Here is an 18,343-nt window from a genome sequence, read left to right as displayed (position 1 = left end):
TATGAACGCTCTCGCTGGAAAAACGGTATTGATTACACGTGCCCAGCATCAAGCGAAACAAATGAGTGTAGCAGTGAAAGAAAAGAGCGGAATTCCATTGGAAATTCCGCTTTTGCATATGGAAGGTATGTCTCATAGGCAAATTCAACATATTGAAGGGCAGCTACATTCGTATGACTGGGTTATTTTTACGAGCAGAAATGGTGTAGCTTTTTTTCTAGATAGTTTGAACAAGAAACTACCGCTAACCATTAAAATTGCTGCGGTAGGTGTGAAAACAAAATTAGAGTTAGAAAAAAGGGGCTATCAAGTTCATTTTGTTCCAACTTCATTTGTTGCAGAAGCATTTGCAGAAGAGTTTCTAAAAGAATTAAGTGGAAACGAACGTATTTTATTTCCGAAAGGGAATATAGCAAGAGAGGTAATTCCGGTTGCACTTCGGGAAATTGGTGTTTCTCTAGATGAGCTAATCGTATACGGTACGAAAGTGAATATAGAAAAAAAGCAAGAGCTTATAGCGGCATTGAAGTTAGGGAAAGTAGACATTATTACATTTACGAGCCCTTCAACTGTTACTAGTTTTGTTCGTTTACTTGAGGGTGCAAACTGGAGAGAATGGACAAAAAAATGTACAATTGCTTGTATAGGACCTATTACGGAAAAAGAGGCAAGCCGTTATTTTCCGTCTGTTATTGTGCCGAAAGAGTACACTGTAGAAGCATTACTACAATGTGTTTGTGAATCTATAAAATGAAAGAATGGGGATAGAAATCTATGAACTCTTTACAATTTAATCGTCATCGTCGTTTAAGACAAAGCGGTAGTATGCGTGCACTTGTGCGTGAAACGTTTTTACATACGGAAGATTTTATTTACCCTATTTTTGTATTAGAAGGTGAAAATGTTCGTAATGAAGTTCCTTCTATGCCAGGCGTATATCAAATGTCTTTAGATTTATTGCAAGCTGAAATGCAAGAAGTTGTTGATTTAGGTATTCGTTCTGTTATTGTATTTGGTTTACCTGCTGAAAAAGATGAAGTTGGATCATCAGCATATTGTGATCATGGAATTGTACAACGTGCTATTCAACAAATTAAAGGCGATTTCCCTGAGCTAGTAGTAGTTGCAGATACATGTTTATGTCAATTTACAAGTCATGGTCATTGCGGTGTAATTGAAGATGGTATTATTTTAAATGACGAGTCTCTTGCAGTTCTTGCGAAAACAGCTGTAAGTCAAGCGAAGGCAGGAGCGGACATTATTGCGCCATCAAACATGATGGACGGCTTCGTAACAGCAATTCGCCATGCATTAGATGAAAATGGTTTTGGACACGTGCCAGTTATGTCGTACGCTGTGAAATATTCATCAGCGTTTTATGGGCCATTCCGTGATGCTGCGCACGGTGCGCCGCAATTTGGTGACCGTAAAACATATCAAATGGACCCAGCGAACCGTATGGAAGCATTCCGTGAAGCAGAATCAGATGTAATGGAAGGGGCTGATTTCTTAATTGTAAAGCCAGCTCTTTCTTACTTAGATATCATTCGTGATGTGAAAAATAACTTTAATTTACCAATCGTTGCTTACAACGTAAGTGGTGAATATTCAATGATTAAAGCGGCAGCGCAAAATGGTTGGATTAATGAAAAAGAAGTTGTGCTTGAAAAATTAATTAGCATGAAACGTGCAGGAGCAGACTTAATTATTACGTATCATGCGAAAGATGCAGCAAAATGGTTGCAAGAAGGAGGCGTTAAATAATGAAAAAGTTTGATAAGTCAATTGCAGCGTTTGAAGAGGCGCAAGATTTAATGCCTGGTGGCGTAAATAGCCCAGTTCGTGCCTTTAAGTCTGTTGGGATGAATCCGTTGTTTATGGAGCGTGGTAAAGGCTCTAAAGTATATGATATTGATGGAAATGAATACATCGACTACGTATTATCATGGGGGCCTTTAATTCATGGGCATGCAAATGATCGTGTTGTTGAAGCGTTAAAATCTGTTGCTGAAAGAGGTACAAGCTTCGGTGCACCGACAGAAATCGAAAATAAATTAGCGAAACTTGTTATTGAGCGTGTACCATCGATTGAAATTGTCCGCATGGTTAACTCTGGAACAGAAGCGACAATGAGTGCACTACGTTTAGCTCGTGGTTATACAGGCCGTAATAAAATCTTGAAATTCATCGGTTGTTACCACGGTCATGGTGATTCGTTATTAATTAAAGCTGGTTCTGGTGTGGCGACTCTAGGTTTACCAGATAGCCCTGGCGTACCAGAAGGTGTAGCGAAAAATACGATTACAGTAGCTTATAATGATTTAGAAAGTGTGAAATACGCTTTTGAACAATTCGGTGATGATATTGCTTGTGTAATTGTAGAACCAGTGGCAGGGAATATGGGTGTTGTTCCTCCGCAACCAGGATTTTTAGAGGGACTTCGTGAAGTAACAGAACAAAACGGTGCACTGCTTATTTTTGATGAAGTAATGACAGGATTCCGTGTTGCTTATAACTGTGGACAAGGTTACTACGGTGTAACACCTGATTTAACTTGTTTAGGTAAAGTAATCGGTGGTGGCTTACCAGTAGGAGCGTACGGTGGTAAAGCAGAAATTATGCGCCAAATTGCGCCAAGCGGACCGATTTATCAAGCTGGTACTTTATCAGGTAACCCACTTGCAATGGCAGCAGGTTATGAAACGTTAGTACAGTTAACGCCAGAATCGTATGTAGAATTTGAGCGTAAAGCTGAAATGTTAGAAGCTGGATTACGTAAAGCAGCTGAAAAACATGGCATTCCACATCATATTAATCGTGCAGGTTCTATGATTGGTATTTTCTTTACAGATGAGCCCGTTATTAATTACGATGCAGCAAAATCTTCAAACTTAGAGTTCTTTGCGGCTTACTATCGTGAAATGGTAGAACAAGGTGTATTCTTGCCACCATCTCAATTCGAAGGTTTATTCTTATCGACAGCACATAGTGACGCAGATATTGAGGCGACAATTGCAGCGGCTGAAATTGCAATGTCAAAATTAAAATAATGTATTAGAGAAAAATCGCTCTCCATAAGGGGAGCGATTTTTTTTATTCATAAAGTAAGCTTTCCCTACATAAATCTGTAATGACATATAGTTTGGGAGGGGGAAAAGAAGTGGCTGCAGATCATTCGTTACGATTTTCATTAAAAGAATCTGTTTGGTTCCAAAAGGGACAGGAAGTCGATGAACTTTTGTCAATTTCGTTAGATCCAGACGTTGAGATAGAAGAGCTTGATCATGAAGTAATCGTGAGAGGGCAATTAGATTTAACGGGAGAGTATGTTGCAAGGCAAGATGATTCGGCGTATTCACTAAGAGAACTATCGCCAGCAAAGTCAATTGATTATGTAGAAACAAGGGAAGATGGGGTTAATGAACTTGTTCATTCCTTTCCGCTTGAAATATCAATTCCGAGAAATCGCGTGAAAGTAATTGAAGAACTATATGTATCAATTGAGGAATTTGATTATGAATTAAAGGAAAATGGTTGCTTACAATTATTAGCGGATATATCTATTACTGGTTTATGTGATGAAGAGAGAAGCGAGGATGAAGAAGAAACGGTGTATGCTGATTTAGAAGAAGATTCAGCGCAAGAGGATGAGAATAGACCGGCGCCCCATGTAGAAGAACCAACATACAAGGAATCAGATGAGTGGGAAGATTACGCATTTGAACCGTTCCAATTAGAGGAAAGAAAAGAGCAGGAATTAGAAGAAGAGAAAATAGAAGAACATGAATTTGTGGAACGTGAAGAGGAGCAAGAAACAACGCCGCAATTTGAATTGTTCGGACGAAAAGATTTCAAGAAAGAAAAAGCGAAAAAGCAGGAAGAACAAGAAGAAGAGTACTCACAGCGAGATGAAAATGCGCTTTATTTAACAAAACTATTTACGAAAGAACCGGAAGAGGAATTTACAAAGTTAAGAATGTATTTCGTACAAGAAGGGGATACAATTGAATCTATTGCAGACCGTTATGAAACATCGGTACAAAATTTGTACCGTGTCAATCAAACAGAAGATATATTTTTAAATACGGGGCAAATTATTTATATTCCCGTTTCAAGAGTAAAGGCGAAATAAAGAAGTGAGTGTTTTCACTCACTTCTTTTCTTAGAAGTTATGTTTTGAATAGAAAGGGTTATTCGTATGGATATTGAATTGCGAAATCACTATGAACCTATCGTGAGGCAATATAGATTGGATACGCAGCATATGGAAGAGCACGGAAATGTAATGAAAATTTATACGAATCAAGGTCCATATGCACTTAAGAAAATAGAAGGCAGAAAGTTAGAGCGGAATAACTTTCTGCATCATATTCAATATTTGAAGGAGAAAGGTTTTTCAAATTATGTACCTATATACCATGCGACGGATGGAAATTATATTTTAAGTGACGGGACGTATAATTATTATTTAATGCCTTGGTTAGAACGTGCAGAAGGAAATGGTGAGGACAATGATCAATACCATAAAATGTTTCAGACACTCGGAACGTTGCATCAAAAAACTGTGAAGGAAGAAACGTATACGGAAGAAGATTTAGAAAAACATTATACAACTATATCCAATCGCTGGGAAAATGATGGTGAGATGTTAGAAGAGTTTCTCGTAGAATCTGAATCAAAATGGTATATGTCCCCGCTTGAATTGCAATATTGTACGTACTATCATCATGTAATGAGAGCGCGTGAATTTGCAACGAAGCAATTAAATGAGTGGAACGATGCGATGAAAGAAAAAGATAAAACGCGTATTACTTTTGTACATGGTAACGTGTCACTTAATCATTTTTTATTTGACTATGAGCGGAATGGCTATTTTATTAGTTTGGAAAAATCGAAGTTTGCAACGCCTGTGCAAGATATAGTAGGTTTTTATTCACGGTCTTTAAACACATATCCGATCGCAAGAAGTGATCGGTTTGAATGGTTTCAAATGTATCAAAAAAATTTTCCGTTTACGAAAGAAGAGCAACTTCTCATGTTTGCTTATATGACGTACCCATCACAATTTATTCGACAAATCGGTTCGTATAGAAAAAGAAAAGATAATCGCAACGAGGAAAATGAATTGCTGGAAGTAAAGAGTTTGCAACAATCGCATTGGCTCGTTAGCAATATAGAATATTTTCTATCACAATTACAAGCTGCCCAGCAAGGGAACGGGTAAAGTAAAACTTTAATCAGCGGGGCTCCCGCCTAACTTCTTTGCTTCAGCTGAATTTTGATGTAGGGATCTTACTGCCCGCAAATAGCGAGATAAAGAAGATAAGTAGAGAATGCTACTTATCTTTTTTGTGCGCCTGAAAATTCATAGACTTAAATTTATCTTGACGAATAAGGTTTCGTTTTTTACACTATTGTATATAATAATTAACAATCATATAAATGCCTTGAAGGGGAAGAGTATAACATGAAACGTCTTCAGAGAGGAGAATCATTAGCTGGGAGATTCTCTAGATAGTTATGTTAGAAGGTAGCCCTGGAGCATCTTTTCTGAACGGAATAGTTCTTATTAGGAAAAGACGGATTTGTCCGTTATCAAATTAAGAGTATAAGCAAATTATGAATTTGTTTGTAAATAAAGGTGGTACCGCGATGTCCCTCGTCCTTTTTGGATGAGGGACATTTTTTATTTTAAGGAGGGAAAATAATGTCAAACACGGAAAAGAATTTACCAACTAAATATGATCATATGTCCGTTGAAGAAGGCCTTTATCAATGGTGGCTTGAAGGCAAATATTTTGAAGCAACAGGAGACGAGAAGAAACAACCGTATACAATTGTAATTCCACCTCCGAACGTAACTGGTAAGTTACACTTAGGTCATGCTTGGGATACAACTCTTCAAGATATTTTAACTCGTACGAAGCGTATGCAAGGATACGATGTACTATGGCTTCCAGGAATGGACCATGCTGGTATCGCAACACAAGCGAAAGTAGAAGGAAAACTTCGTGAAGAAGGTATTTCACGTTACGATCTTGGCCGTGAAAAATTCCTTGAAAAAGCTTGGGAGTGGAAAGAAGAGTACGCTTCTCACATTCGTCAACAATGGGGGAAAGTTGGTTTAGGACTAGACTATTCTCGTGAACGCTTCACATTAGACAAAGGTTTATCAGATGCGGTTAATAAAGTATTCGTTCAATTATACGAAAAAGGCTTAATTTACCGTGGTGAATATATCATCAACTGGGATCCAGCAACACGCACAGCTCTTTCTGATATTGAAGTAATTCATAAAGAAGTTCAAGGTGCATTCTACCATATGAACTATCCGTTAACAGATGGTTCTGGCCACATTCGTCTTGCGACAACTCGTCCAGAAACGATGCTTGGTGATACAGCAGTAGCAGTTCATCCAGAAGACGATCGTTACAAACATTTAATCGGAAAAACAGTTACACTTCCAATTGTAGGCCGTGAGATTCCGATTATTGCTGATGAGTACGTAGAAAAAGACTTCGGAACAGGTGTTGTAAAAATTACACCAGCTCATGACCCGAATGATTTTGAAGTAGGTAACCGTCATGACTTACCACGCATCTTAGTAATGAATGAAGATGGATCGATGAACGAAAAAGCTGGTAAGTATAACGGTATGGATCGTTTCGAATGCCGTAAAGCATTAGTGAAAGACTTACAAGAGGCTGGCGTATTAGTAGAAATCGAGCCTCATATGCATTCAGTAGGTCATAGTGAGCGTAGCGGTGCAGTAGTTGAGCCTTACTTATCAACACAATGGTTCGTAAAAATGGCTCCACTTGCAGAAAAAGCAGTAGCACTTCAACAAAAAGAAGAAGAAAAAGTAACGTTCGTACCAGAGCGTTTTGAAAACACATACTTACGCTGGATGGAAAACATTCATGACTGGTGTATTTCTCGTCAATTATGGTGGGGACACCGTATTCCAGCTTGGTATCATAAAGAAACTGGTGAGGTATACGTAGGTACAGAAGCACCAGCAGATATTGAAAACTGGAATCAAGATAATGACGTACTGGATACATGGTTCAGTTCAGCGCTATGGCCGTTCTCAACACTTGGTTGGCCGGATGAAGATTCAGCAGACTTTAAGCGCTACTATTCAACAGATGCATTAGTAACTGGTTATGACATCATCTTCTTCTGGGTATCTCGTATGATTTTCCAAGGTTTAGAGTTTACAGGCGAGCGTCCATTTAAAGATGTATTAATTCACGGTTTAGTTCGTGATGAGCAAGGTCGTAAGATGAGTAAATCTCTTGGTAACGGTATTGACCCAATGGATGTTATCGAGAAGTACGGTGCAGATGCAATGCGCTATTTCTTATCAACAGGAAGTGCACCAGGTCAAGATTTACGCTTCAGCATGGAGAAAGTAGAATCTACTTGGAACTTCATTAATAAAATTTGGAATGCATCACGCTTCGTATTAATGAACATGGATGATATGAAGTATGAAGAAATCGATTTAACTGGTGAAAAATCAGTTGCAGATAAGTGGATCTTAACTCGCTTAAACGAAACAATCGAAAGTGTAACACGTAACATGGATAAATATGAGTTCGGTGAAGCTGGACGTTCATTATACAACTTCATTTGGGACGATTTCTGTGACTGGTACATTGAAATGGCGAAGCTTCCACTATACGGTGAAGATGAAGCAGCTAAGAAAACAACTCGTTCTATTTTAGCTTACGTATTAGACCAAACAATGCGTCTATTACATCCATTCATGCCATTCGTAACAGAAAAAATTTGGCAACATTTACCACATGAAGGCGAATCTATTACAGTAGCTGCGTGGCCAACAGTTCGCGAGGATTTACAAGATACGGAAGCTGCGGCAGAAATGCACCTTCTAGTTGATATCATTCGCTCTGTTCGTAACATCCGTGCAGAAGTAAATACGCCAATGAGCAAAAAAGTTCAAATGCAAATTAAAGCAAAAGATGAGGCTGTACTTGCTCAACTTACGAAAAACAGCTCTTACATTGAGCGTTTCTGTAATCCAAGCGAATTAACAATTCAAACGGATTTACAAGCGCCAGAAAAAGCAATGACTGCAATCGTATCAGGTGCAGAGTTATTCTTACCATTAGCTGATCTTATCAATCTTGATGAAGAGAGAGCTCGTCTTGAGAAAGAACTTGAGAAGTTCGATAAAGAAGTAGAACGTGTACAGAAGAAACTTTCTAACCAAGGTTTCGTAGCGAAAGCTCCTGCGGCAGTTATTGAAGGAGAGCGTGCGAAAGAGCAAGATTACCTAGAAAAACGCGAAGCAGTTCGTCAACGTCTAGTAGATCTTGAAAAGTAAAAATGTTTTTAGAGACTCACTATATTGGTGAGTCTCTTTTCTTTGCGTATAATAGAACTATGAAAGTTGTCTTTTGAAAGGGGAAAAGCATACGTGATACATACATACGAAGAAGCGATAGGGTGGATTCATAGCCGATTGAAATTTGGAATTAAGCCAGGATTAGAAAGAATGAGATGGATGCTAGAAGAACTCGGAAATCCAGAGCGTCATATAAAATGTGTTCATCTTGCTGGTACAAATGGAAAAGGTTCAACGTTAACATATATGCGCTACATGTTAGAAGGCGCGAAATATAAGGTAGGAACGTTCACCTCTCCTTATATCGAAACATTTAATGAACGCATTAGTGTGAATGGGACACCAATTGCAGATGAAGAGATTACTGAACTTGTAAAGATGGTAAAACAAGTCGTGGAAAAACTAGATGAGACGGATTTAGGGGAAGCGACGGAGTTTGAAATTATTACTGTTATGGCAATTTGTTATTTCGGTAAAGTCAATTTCTGTGATGTTGTTCTATTTGAAACAGGGCTTGGTGGACGTTTTGATTCTACTAATGTTATACACCCTGTTCTCACGATTATTACGAATATCGGTCACGATCATATGCATATTTTAGGGAATACACTAGGAGAAATTGCATATGAAAAGGCGGGGATTATTAAATCTGGTGTGCCGGTAATTACTGGTGTGCAGGACGAAGAAGCTTTGGAAGTCATTCAAAATGTTGCAAAGGAAAACCATGTAAACCTATACGAACTTGACAAGCATTTTACAGCGTTACATAAGCAGTCTAAAGAAGATGGGGAAGAGTTTGATTTTACTTGTCCTTTTGCCGCATTTGAAGATTTGCAAATCTCAATGAAAGGCATTCATCAAGTAGGAAATGCAGCGCTAGCACTTATGGCAGTCATGTATGTAAAAACATATCTATCATTTTTAATTGAGGAAGAGGAAATAAGAACGGGATTACGGGAAGCGTATTGGATTGGGCGCTTTGAAAAGCTGCAAAGTAACCCGGATATTATTATAGATGGTGCCCATAATCCAGAAGGTATTGAAAGCCTTGTGAAAACAGTAGAAGCGCATTACAAAGATAAAAATGTAATAGTTTTATTTACTGCCCTTGGTGATAAACAATTGCATAACATGGTAGGCCAATTAGAAACCATTGCAGATGAAATTATTTTTACAACATTCGCCTTTGATCGTGCTATCTCTGCTGATAAACTTGCATCATATTCACAAAAAGAATCAAAATTAGTTTTTGAAAATTGGAAAGAGGCAATTGATACAAAAGTTGAAATGATAGGAGAAAATGATGTTTTCATCATAACAGGTTCTCTTTATTTCATTTCTGAAGTTCGAAAATATATTCGCGAGAAAAACTAGATAGTCTTTGCTATCTAGTTTTTTGTTCTACAAATGAAGTCAAAAGCATACATATAAGATAAATATATAGGGTTATTTGGCGAATTTCTCTGACAAATATCTCGTTTTTTTGTGAAAGGAATATGATATGATGCGGACAACGATAAGAGGTGAGGTGTGAGTGTATGGACAAGCAATCACGAACGATCTCAGTGAAAGTGAATGGAACAGAAGCGAAGTATGAGGAAAAGAAGAAAGATGAATTTGAATGGATGGTAGTAGAAGGTGAACGACCGAGAAATGTTGTTCCGTTTCAAAAAGCGAAATCGATGTCTGTGGAAAAATACCGAAAGAAGTGGAGTAATACATTAATTGCAATCGTTGCAACCGCAATTATTATCGGTACGGCGTTTGGAATGGGGATGCTTCATTTACTCACCGGACAAGGAACGACAGGAGGAAGTGAAGTAACAGCTTCCAAGCCGACTGGGAATGGAGAATCAAAGGTGGGTGGAACGGCAGGACAAACATCAGAACCAAAAGAAGAAAAACAAAAAGCACAGGCAGGAGCGTCATTGGATCCGATGAAATTATTTTTTGTTCAAGGGGGGCTTTATTCTTCTGAAGAAAAGGGACGAGCAGCTCTTGAAGAATGGAAAGGCAATGGGGGCATTGGAGCTTTGAGACCGAGCGGGGATAAGTATGCAATAGTTGTTGGTATTGCTAGCGATGAACAGGCTATAAATCAATTAATGACTCAGTATAAAAATGATGGTGTCTCCGTTTTAAAAAAGAACTGGGATATAACAGATAAAGCGTTGCTGAAAGATGATAAAGAAGTAGGAACATTTTTAACAAAAGTGCAGCCATTATACACTCATTTAGCAAAATATGCTTCTAGTGTACAAGTTGGTGGAAAAAGCAGCGCAAAAGATATAGAAGCGATTGAAAAAGAATGGAAAGCGATTGAAAAAGAGGGGAAAAGTATGAAGCAAGAAGAAGCAAAGAAACTGTATATGTATACGTCGGTAGCTGTACAAACAGTAAAAGATGGGAAAATGGATAAGGAATCTTTGGTGAAATTAAATCAAGTTATTATTGATGGCCTACTTTCGTATGAAAAAATTGTTTCGTAGAAAGTGAAATGATAGGATAATAAAATGAGTAAGAAAGAAGTACATGTACTTCTTTCTTTTCTTTTGAATTTAGAGCAAAGTGCTTTCTCTATGACAGGAATATAATCGTATGCAATAAAGAATTGTTATTTTAGTTAGAGAAATTAATATTTCTTTCATTTGTGGACAAACTATTCCTTTGATACGATTGATATAAATTGTTCTGCTTCATGTGAGAAAGGAAGGAGAAAATATGAAAAAAATAATTTTAGCTTCAGGATCACCTCGGAGGAAGGAATTGCTTGAGTTAGCTAGCATACCATTTGAAATCGTTGTAAGTGAAGTAGAGGAAACAATTGGTGCATATTCATCGCCTTCTGATATTGTAATGTCGCTTGCCTTGCAAAAAGCATCAGCGGTGGCAGAAAATAATAGTGATCACATTGTGTTAGGTGCAGATACAATTGTTACATATGAGTCGCGTATTCTTGGTAAGCCTTCTAATGAGGATGAGGCGAAAGAGATGTTACAATTACTATCAGGGAAAACACATGAAGTGTATACAGGTGTTGCGATTATATCAAAAGAAAAAACGGTTACTTTTTATGAGCGTACAGAAGTTACGTTTTGGGAGCTAACAGAAGAGGAAATTGATACATACGTCACGTCGAAAGAACCTCTTGATAAAGCCGGTAGTTATGGGATTCAAGGTAAAGGATCTATTTTCGTTCAAAATATTCAAGGGGACTACTATAGTGTAGTTGGCTTACCAATTGCACGTCTCGTTAGGGAATTAAAACAATTTGATATTGATGTAACCCATGCGTAAAATTGCATGGGGTTTTCTTTGAGAGAACAAATAAAGGAGTGGAGAGATGAACGGTATTCGTGATGTTGTAAGAGAAGAACAGCCACGGGAGCGTTTATTGTTAGAAGGTGCCGGAAGTTTATCAAATCGAGAGCTTCTCGCAGTATTACTCAGAACAGGTTCTAAAGAAGAAACAGTGTTAAAGTTATCAGATAAAATTTTACACCAATTTGATGGCTTACGTATGTTGAAAGATGCAACATTAGAAGAGCTAATTAGTATACATGGTATTGGGATTTCAAAGGCATCGCAACTTATGGCAGCCTTTGAACTAGGCAGAAGAATGGTGCGTTTAGAATATCAAAATAGATATAGTATTCGAAGTCCAGAAGATTGTGCGAAATACATGATGGAAGAAATGCGTTTTTTACAACAAGAGCATTTTGTTTGTTTATATTTAAATACAAAAAATCAAGTTCTACATAGGCAAACGATTTTTATTGGAAGTTTAAACACGTCAATTGTACACCCCAGGGAAGTTTTTAAAGAAGCCTTCCGTCGTGCAGCAGCCTCTATTATATGTCTTCATAACCATCCCTCAGGAGATCCCACGCCGAGCCGTGAAGATATTGAAGTAACAAAACGTTTAGTAGAATGCGGCCAGATTATCGGAATTGAAGTGCTAGATCATATTATAATAGGTGACCATAAATTCGTGAGTTTAAAGGAAAAAGGTCATATTTAAGACTATGCTTTTTACTTATTTTGTTTTATAATGTGATTTATGAGTTTTTTGTAGAAATTTATCTACAAAAAGGATAAAGATATAAAAAACGTACTGTTTTTATAATATAAAGTAAGAAAAAATGAGTCCGTGAAAACAAGAAAGGAAGATAAATAATATGTTTGGATTTGGTGGATTTACTCGCGATCTTGGAATAGACTTAGGAACTGCGAACACGCTTGTATATGTAAAAGGAAAAGGTGTAGTTTTACGTGAACCTTCAGTAGTTGCGTTACAAACTGATACGAAACAAATCGTTGCTGTAGGTAGCGACGCAAAACAAATGATTGGTCGTACACCAGGGAACGTTGTGGCACTTCGCCCGATGAAAGACGGTGTAATTGCTGATTATGAAACAACTGCAACAATGATGAAATATTACATTCAACAAGCTCAAAAATCAAACGGTTTCTTCTCACGTAAGCCGTATGTAATGGTATGTGTACCATCTGGTATTACAGCTGTAGAAAGACGTGCAGTAATCGATGCGACTCGTCAAGCGGGTGCTCGTGATGCTTATCCTATCGAAGAGCCATTTGCAGCAGCAATTGGTGCAAACTTACCTGTTTGGGAACCAACTGGTAGTATGGTAGTTGATATCGGTGGTGGTACAACAGAAGTTGCAATTATTTCTTTAGGAGGTATTGTAACAAGTCAGTCAGTTCGTGTTGCTGGTGATGATATGGACGATTCAATCATTCAGTACATTAAGAAAAGCTATAACTTAATGATCGGTGAAAGAACAGCTGAAGCATTAAAATTAGAAATCGGTTCTGCAGGCGAGCCAGAAGGTATCGAGCCTATGGAAATTCGCGGTCGTGATTTAGTAAGTGGTTTACCAAAAACAGTACTAATTCAGCCAGAAGAAATTGCAGATGCATTAAAAGATACAGTAGATGCGATTGTAGAATCAGTTAAAAATACACTAGAAAAAACTCCACCTGAATTAGCAGCTGATATTATGGACCGCGGTATTGTATTAACAGGTGGCGGGGCATTACTACGTAATTTAGATAAAGTAATTAGTGAAGAAACAAAAATGCCAGTTCTTGTTGCAGAAGACCCATTAGATTGCGTAGCAATTGGAACAGGTAAAGCATTAGACAATATCGATCTTTTCAAAACTGCTGCTCGATAATATTGCAAAATAAAAATCAGTGAAATTAAGAGGGTGTGAACGTGCCACAGTTTTTCTTAAACAAAAGATTAATTGTTTTGTTAGTTAGTATTATTCTTCTCGTGGCATTGATTGGAATCTCATTGAAAGAACGGAACAGTTTAACATGGCCAGAGCAGTTTGTTAAAGACACTGTCGGTGTTGTAGAACGTGTATTCCAAAAGCCAGCGAAATACGTAGCTGGATTCTTCGAAAATGTAGAGGATGTAAAGCGCACGTATGAAGAGAATAAAGAATTAAAAGCAAAATTAGATAATTATGCAGGTCTATCAGGGAAAGTAAAACAATTAGAAGATGATAACAAGAAGTTACAAGAGTTAACTGGAAAAAAGGAGTTGCTGAGCGATTATACTGAGATTCCAGCTACTGTTGTTTCTCGTAGTTCAGATAAATGGTACGATTTAATTGGAATTGATAAAGGGGCACAGCAAGGAATTAAAAAAGATATGGCTGTTATGACTTCACAAGGTTTAGTTGGACGTGTGAAAAGTGTATCTCAGTTTACATCATCAGTAGAGTTATTAAGCTCTATGAGCCGAACAAATCGTGTATCTGCTATTGTACAAGGGCAAGAAAATATCTTTGGTTTAATTGAAGGTTACGACAAAGAAAAACACTTACTTCTTTTCACAAAGATTGGTTCTGATGCAAAAGTAGAAAAAGATCAAATGGTTGTAACATCTGGACTAGGTGATATTTTCCCGAAAGGTCTTGTAATTGGGAAAATCGTTGATGTACAACCAGATGCATACGGCTTAACAAAAACAGCTTATGTAAAACCTGCCGCTGATTTAAATGACGTAGAGCATATTATGGTTGCTAAACGTAAAAAGCCTTCAGCGCCATTAGAATAGGAGGGAGAGAAGAGATGATGAAGATTTTAAAAAGAGCAGCTCTTCCTCTTTTGCTCCTTTTTGTGTTTCTATTTGAAAATATGTTTGCTACCATTGTTCCAACAAATGTGTTTTGGAAAGAGAGTATAGCAGCACCGCATTTCTTTATAATCGTCTTATGTTTTATTACAGTGTATTATAGTCCGGTCCAAGGGATTTATTACGGACTATTATTTGGTTTCTTATTTGATACCGTATACACAGAACTTGTCGGTATATATATTTTTGCTTATCCGATTTTAGCTTATTTAGTTTATAGTGTGATGAAAGTACTGCAATTGAATTTATTTATTGTTGTTTCCATCATATTAGCTAGCGTTGTAGCACTAGAGTATTATGTGTATGGATTTTTAACTTTGTTGGGACGTACTCATATGCCAGCGTATGTCTTTTTCACAGATCGTCTCCTTGCTACTTTATTGTTAAATGCTATTTTCTTGTTGATAGTTTGTTTCCCACTGAGACGATATATATTGCGTCTTTCAAAAGCGATGGAAGAAAAAGAAAAAAGGATTTTCTAATTTTATGTCGAATTGAATCGGTGGGGTGAACTTTAGTGGAAGAAAAAAAGCAACAAAATGTAACGATAAAAGGGACAAAAGATGGGATAACGCTTCATTTAGATGATTGTTGTTCATTCTCTGAATTGTTGATAGAATTAGACGAAAAACTTTCTACACATTACTACGATGGTGATGGACGCTCTTTAATTGAAGTGCATGTGAAAGTAGGAAATCGTTATTTAACAGAAGTCCAACAAGAAGAGATTCGTACGTTAATTCGTAATAAAAAGAATCTTGTTGTGGATTCAATTAAAAGTGATGTTATCACTAAAGCAGAAGCAATAGCTTGGAAAGAAGAAACAGAAATTGTCCCTATTTCCAAAATTGTTCGCTCTGGACAAGTTTTACATGTAAAAGGAAATTTGTTGTTAATTGGAGATGTTAATCCAGGCGGAACGGTTATCGCTGGGGGGAATATTTTTGTTGTAGGATCATTAAGAGGAATTGCACATGCTGGGTATTATGGGGATTCGGATGCTGTAATCGCTGCATCTGTTATGAACCCGATGCAACTTCGAATTAGTGATGTGGCAATGCGGGCTCCGGAAGAGAAAGAAGACGGAGCGGAGGCGGCAGAATGTGCGTATATTAATGAGAACAATCACATTGTTGTCGATCGCCTGCAACTTCTCACTCATCTTAGACCTAATTTAACAAAGTTAGAAAGGGGAATTGTATAGCTGTGGGAGAGGCAATAGTAATTACATCTGGAAAAGGCGGAGTAGGTAAAACTACAACGTCTGCGAACATTGGTACGGCCCTAGCGTTATCTGGAAAGAAAGTGTGCTTAATTGACACAGATATCGGTCTTCGAAATTTAGACGTAGTAATGGGGCTGGAAAATCGTATTGTATTTGATCTTGTTGATGTCGTTGAAGGGCGTTGCCGTTTACCTCAGGCTCTTATTAAAGATAAACGTTTTGATGATCTTTATTTATTACCTGCAGCACAAACGAGTGATAAATCAGCGGTAACACCTGAACAAATGGATGAATTAATACAAGTATTACGTCAAGATTATGATTACATATTAATTGATTGTCCTGCGGGGATTGAGCAGGGATTTAAAAATGCGGTAGCTGGTGCGGATAAAGCAATCGTTGTTACGACGCCAGAAGTATCCTCAATGCGGGATGCGGATCGTATTATTGGGCTTTTAGAAAAAGAGGATATTGAACCACCAAAACTTGTTATTAACCGTGTACGTAGTCATATGCTTCATGAACAGGATATGTTAGATGTTGATGAAATTGTACGTACATTGTCAATCGAGCTTCTTGGTGTTGTCGAAGATGACGATGAAGTTATTCGAGCTACAAATACAGGTGAACCTGTGGCGTTGCAACCAAGCGGAAAAGCAGCGTTGGCTTATCGTAATATCGCAAGACGCTTGTTGGGTGAGAATGTACCATTACAAGCATTTGAACAAGAAAAGGTATCGGTATTTGCAAAGGTAAAAAACTTCTTTGGAATCCGTTAAAAGCACTTCGCACATATGCGAAGTGCTTTCTTTTTTCTTCACACGAATATCTTTCTTTCTTAGCTCATACACATGTACAAACTGTATACAACTGTTTCTATTGAAATTAGCTTACGGAAAGAAAGGAGACAGTATGAAGAATAGACGCGTAGAAGAAATTAAAAAGCGGATTGCGAAAAGGAAGGCCGAGCAAGAAAGGATGGAGGAAGAGCAGTATTTTACCGGAGGGAATTTTGGTAGCGAAACAGTATTTATTGAAGAAGGAGAAAAGGAAATTCACCCTTTATTTCGAAAGGAAGTCTTTTTCTTCAAAGTTTTATTATCAGCAATATTAGTTCTTTCGGTTGCTATTTTATATAAGAATGCCCCGTCTTCGTTCGATGGTGCTAAAGCTGTTACAGAAAAAGTGATGAAAGAGGAATTTCAGTTTGCTACTGTAGCGAAATGGTATGAAAAGCAATTTGGAAAACCGCTTGTATTTTATTCACCGAATGAGAAAAAAGAAGGAAGTATTCAGCAAAAAAATTATGCAATTCCTGCTTCTGGAAAAGTAATGCAAGGGTTTCAAAAAAATGGCCAAGGTGTATTTGTCCAAACAGCTACAAATGCAACAGTTGAGTCAGTGAATGAAGGATTAGTTGTTTTTGCGGGTAAGAAAGAGGAACTTGGAAATACAGTTCAAATTCAACATGCAGATGGTACGGAGTCATGGTATGCAAATTTAAACGATATGTCAGTGAAATTATATGATTACGTTTCAAAGAAACAAAAAATTGGAACGGTGAGTAATGATACAAATGATAAAAATGGAAAGTTTTATTTCGCGATAAAAAAGAATGAAAAATTTATTGATCCGATCCAGGTGATATCATTTGATTAAATATAGGGACGTCTTAACGAAAATTTCCGTGCATCCATTATTTTGGGTTATCATTGTCATTGGTATTTTTACTGCACGTTTTAAAGAATTAATACTGTTATTTTGTATTGTTCTTATTCATGAACTTGGGCATGCTCTTGCAGCAGCGCACTATAATTGGCGTATAAAAAAAATTCAGCTTTTGCCGTTTGGTGGCGTGGCTGAGCTTGAGGAACATGGTAATAAGTCGTTGAAAGAGGAACTTGTTGTCGTAATTGCAGGACCGATTCAACATGTTTGGATGATGCTAGTAGGTTATATATTATTTGAAGCCGGTTGGCTGAACGCGGATTTATATTATTTCTTTATGTGGAATAATATAATTATTTTAGCGTTTAATTTACTCCCTATTTGGCCGTTAGATGGCGGGAAAGTATTGTTTAATATACTATCATATCGTTTTCCTTATTTACAAGCACATGGAAAGATGATGAAATTGTCATGTGTTTTTTTTGGTGTAATATTAGGATGGCAGTTACTCTGGAATAGCAATAATATTATGATGTGGGTACTACTCATGTTTTTGGCAGTGTCGTTATATCAAGAGTGGAAACAAAGACGGTATGCCTTTATGCGTTTTTTATTAGAACGTTATTATGGGAACAAAAGAGGAATTGAAAAGATTGCACCTATTGAAGTGCAATCAGAAGATCATTTATATAAGATATTCACAAAATTTCGTAGAGGATATAAGCACTCTATTATCGTCCATGGAAAATATAAAGAACATTACACATTAGATGAAAATGAACTGCTCTATGCATATTTTACTGAAAAACGAACAACTTCATCAGTTGAAGAATTAATCGGTTAGTGTTGACGATAGCACTAACCTTTTATTATTGTAAAAGCAAAGAAGATTATAAAGTGAGGAAAT

At 37.3% G+C, this 18,343-nt stretch carries 17 protein-coding genes and 1 other annotated feature; all 17 genes read left to right on the top strand.

Annotation, left to right across the window (positions count from 1 at the left end; all coding sequences use genetic code 11):
- Position 1: 1 nt before the first annotated feature.
- The 17 genes from hemD (at position 2) to NZ044_RS21910 (ending at position 18,280) form a co-directional block, all read left to right on the top strand.
- Complete coding sequence (gene hemD, locus NZ044_RS21990; protein ID WP_000992324.1) at positions 2–754, top strand: uroporphyrinogen-III synthase; 753 nt, start codon at positions 2–4, stop codon at positions 752–754.
- Between the two features lie 20 nt (positions 755–774).
- A complete protein-coding gene (hemB, locus tag NZ044_RS21985) occupies positions 775–1,764 on the top strand; it encodes a porphobilinogen synthase (protein ID WP_001087080.1) in 990 nt (329 codons plus the stop codon).
- Positions 1,764–3,050: a glutamate-1-semialdehyde 2,1-aminomutase gene (hemL, locus tag NZ044_RS21980; RefSeq protein ID WP_000712938.1), complete on the top strand. Its 1,287-nt coding sequence runs from the start codon at positions 1,764–1,766 to the stop codon at positions 3,048–3,050. The genes hemB and hemL overlap by 1 nt, the downstream gene beginning before the upstream one ends.
- 110 nt (positions 3,051–3,160) lie before the next feature.
- Positions 3,161–4,132, top strand: a complete 972-nt coding sequence (gene spoVID, locus NZ044_RS21975) for a stage VI sporulation protein D (protein WP_000718528.1) — start codon at positions 3,161–3,163, stop codon at positions 4,130–4,132.
- A 66-nt stretch (positions 4,133–4,198) separates the two neighbouring features.
- A complete protein-coding gene (gene ysxE / locus NZ044_RS21970; protein ID WP_000350652.1) occupies positions 4,199–5,224 on the top strand; it encodes a spore coat protein YsxE in 1,026 nt (341 codons plus the stop codon).
- 214 nt (positions 5,225–5,438) lie between these two features.
- Positions 5,439–5,670 (top strand) — a binding site (T-box leader).
- Between the two features lie 37 nt (positions 5,671–5,707).
- A complete protein-coding gene (locus tag NZ044_RS21965) occupies positions 5,708–8,353 on the top strand; it encodes a valine--tRNA ligase (RefSeq protein WP_000072243.1) in 2,646 nt (881 codons plus the stop codon).
- 93 nt (positions 8,354–8,446) lie between these two features.
- Positions 8,447–9,748: a bifunctional folylpolyglutamate synthase/dihydrofolate synthase gene (locus NZ044_RS21960; protein WP_098506712.1), complete on the top strand. Its 1,302-nt coding sequence runs from the start codon at positions 8,447–8,449 to the stop codon at positions 9,746–9,748.
- A gap of 164 nt (positions 9,749–9,912) precedes the next feature.
- On the top strand, positions 9,913–10,863 hold the full coding sequence (locus tag NZ044_RS21955) for a hypothetical protein (RefSeq protein ID WP_000360993.1): 951 nt from the start codon (positions 9,913–9,915) through the stop codon (positions 10,861–10,863).
- A gap of 232 nt (positions 10,864–11,095) precedes the next feature.
- A complete protein-coding gene (locus NZ044_RS21950) occupies positions 11,096–11,671 on the top strand; it encodes a Maf family protein (RefSeq protein ID WP_000720491.1) in 576 nt (191 codons plus the stop codon).
- Between the two features lie 46 nt (positions 11,672–11,717).
- Entirely contained in the window at positions 11,718–12,395 is a 678-nt protein-coding gene (radC, locus tag NZ044_RS21945) for a RadC family protein (RefSeq protein ID WP_001013396.1), read from the top strand.
- A gap of 157 nt (positions 12,396–12,552) precedes the next feature.
- Positions 12,553–13,572: a cell shape-determining protein MreB gene (gene mreB / locus NZ044_RS21940; protein ID WP_000466736.1), complete on the top strand. Its 1,020-nt coding sequence runs from the start codon at positions 12,553–12,555 to the stop codon at positions 13,570–13,572.
- A 41-nt stretch (positions 13,573–13,613) separates the two neighbouring features.
- Positions 13,614–14,465 (top strand): rod shape-determining protein MreC, encoded by an 852-nt coding sequence (gene mreC / locus NZ044_RS21935; protein WP_001135484.1) that lies wholly within the window; start codon positions 13,614–13,616, stop codon positions 14,463–14,465.
- Between the two features lie 14 nt (positions 14,466–14,479).
- A complete protein-coding gene (gene mreD, locus NZ044_RS21930; protein WP_000975762.1) occupies positions 14,480–15,025 on the top strand; it encodes a rod shape-determining protein MreD in 546 nt (181 codons plus the stop codon).
- Between the two features lie 35 nt (positions 15,026–15,060).
- Positions 15,061–15,747 (top strand): septum site-determining protein MinC, encoded by a 687-nt coding sequence (minC, locus tag NZ044_RS21925; RefSeq protein ID WP_000391514.1) that lies wholly within the window; start codon positions 15,061–15,063, stop codon positions 15,745–15,747.
- A gap of 2 nt (positions 15,748–15,749) precedes the next feature.
- Complete coding sequence (gene minD, locus NZ044_RS21920) at positions 15,750–16,547, top strand: septum site-determining protein MinD (protein ID WP_000503309.1); 798 nt, start codon at positions 15,750–15,752, stop codon at positions 16,545–16,547.
- A 133-nt stretch (positions 16,548–16,680) separates the two neighbouring features.
- On the top strand, positions 16,681–17,427 hold the full coding sequence (gene spoIVFA, locus NZ044_RS21915; protein WP_000797477.1) for a stage IV sporulation protein SpoIVFA: 747 nt from the start codon (positions 16,681–16,683) through the stop codon (positions 17,425–17,427).
- The gene (locus tag NZ044_RS21910) at positions 17,420–18,280 is read left to right on the top strand and encodes a M50 family metallopeptidase (protein ID WP_000599047.1); all 861 of its coding nucleotides are present in this window, start codon (positions 17,420–17,422) and stop codon (positions 18,278–18,280) included. The genes spoIVFA and NZ044_RS21910 overlap by 8 nt, the downstream gene beginning before the upstream one ends.
- Positions 18,281–18,343 lie beyond the last annotated feature (63 nt).

Source organism: Bacillus sp. FSL K6-1338 (genome assembly GCF_038006965.1).
GTDB classification, from domain to species: Bacteria; Bacillota; Bacilli; order Bacillales; family Bacillaceae_G; genus Bacillus_A; species Bacillus_A thuringiensis_S.
Note: the sequence above shows the minus strand (reverse complement) of the source record. Positions and strands in the feature narration are given on the sequence as shown.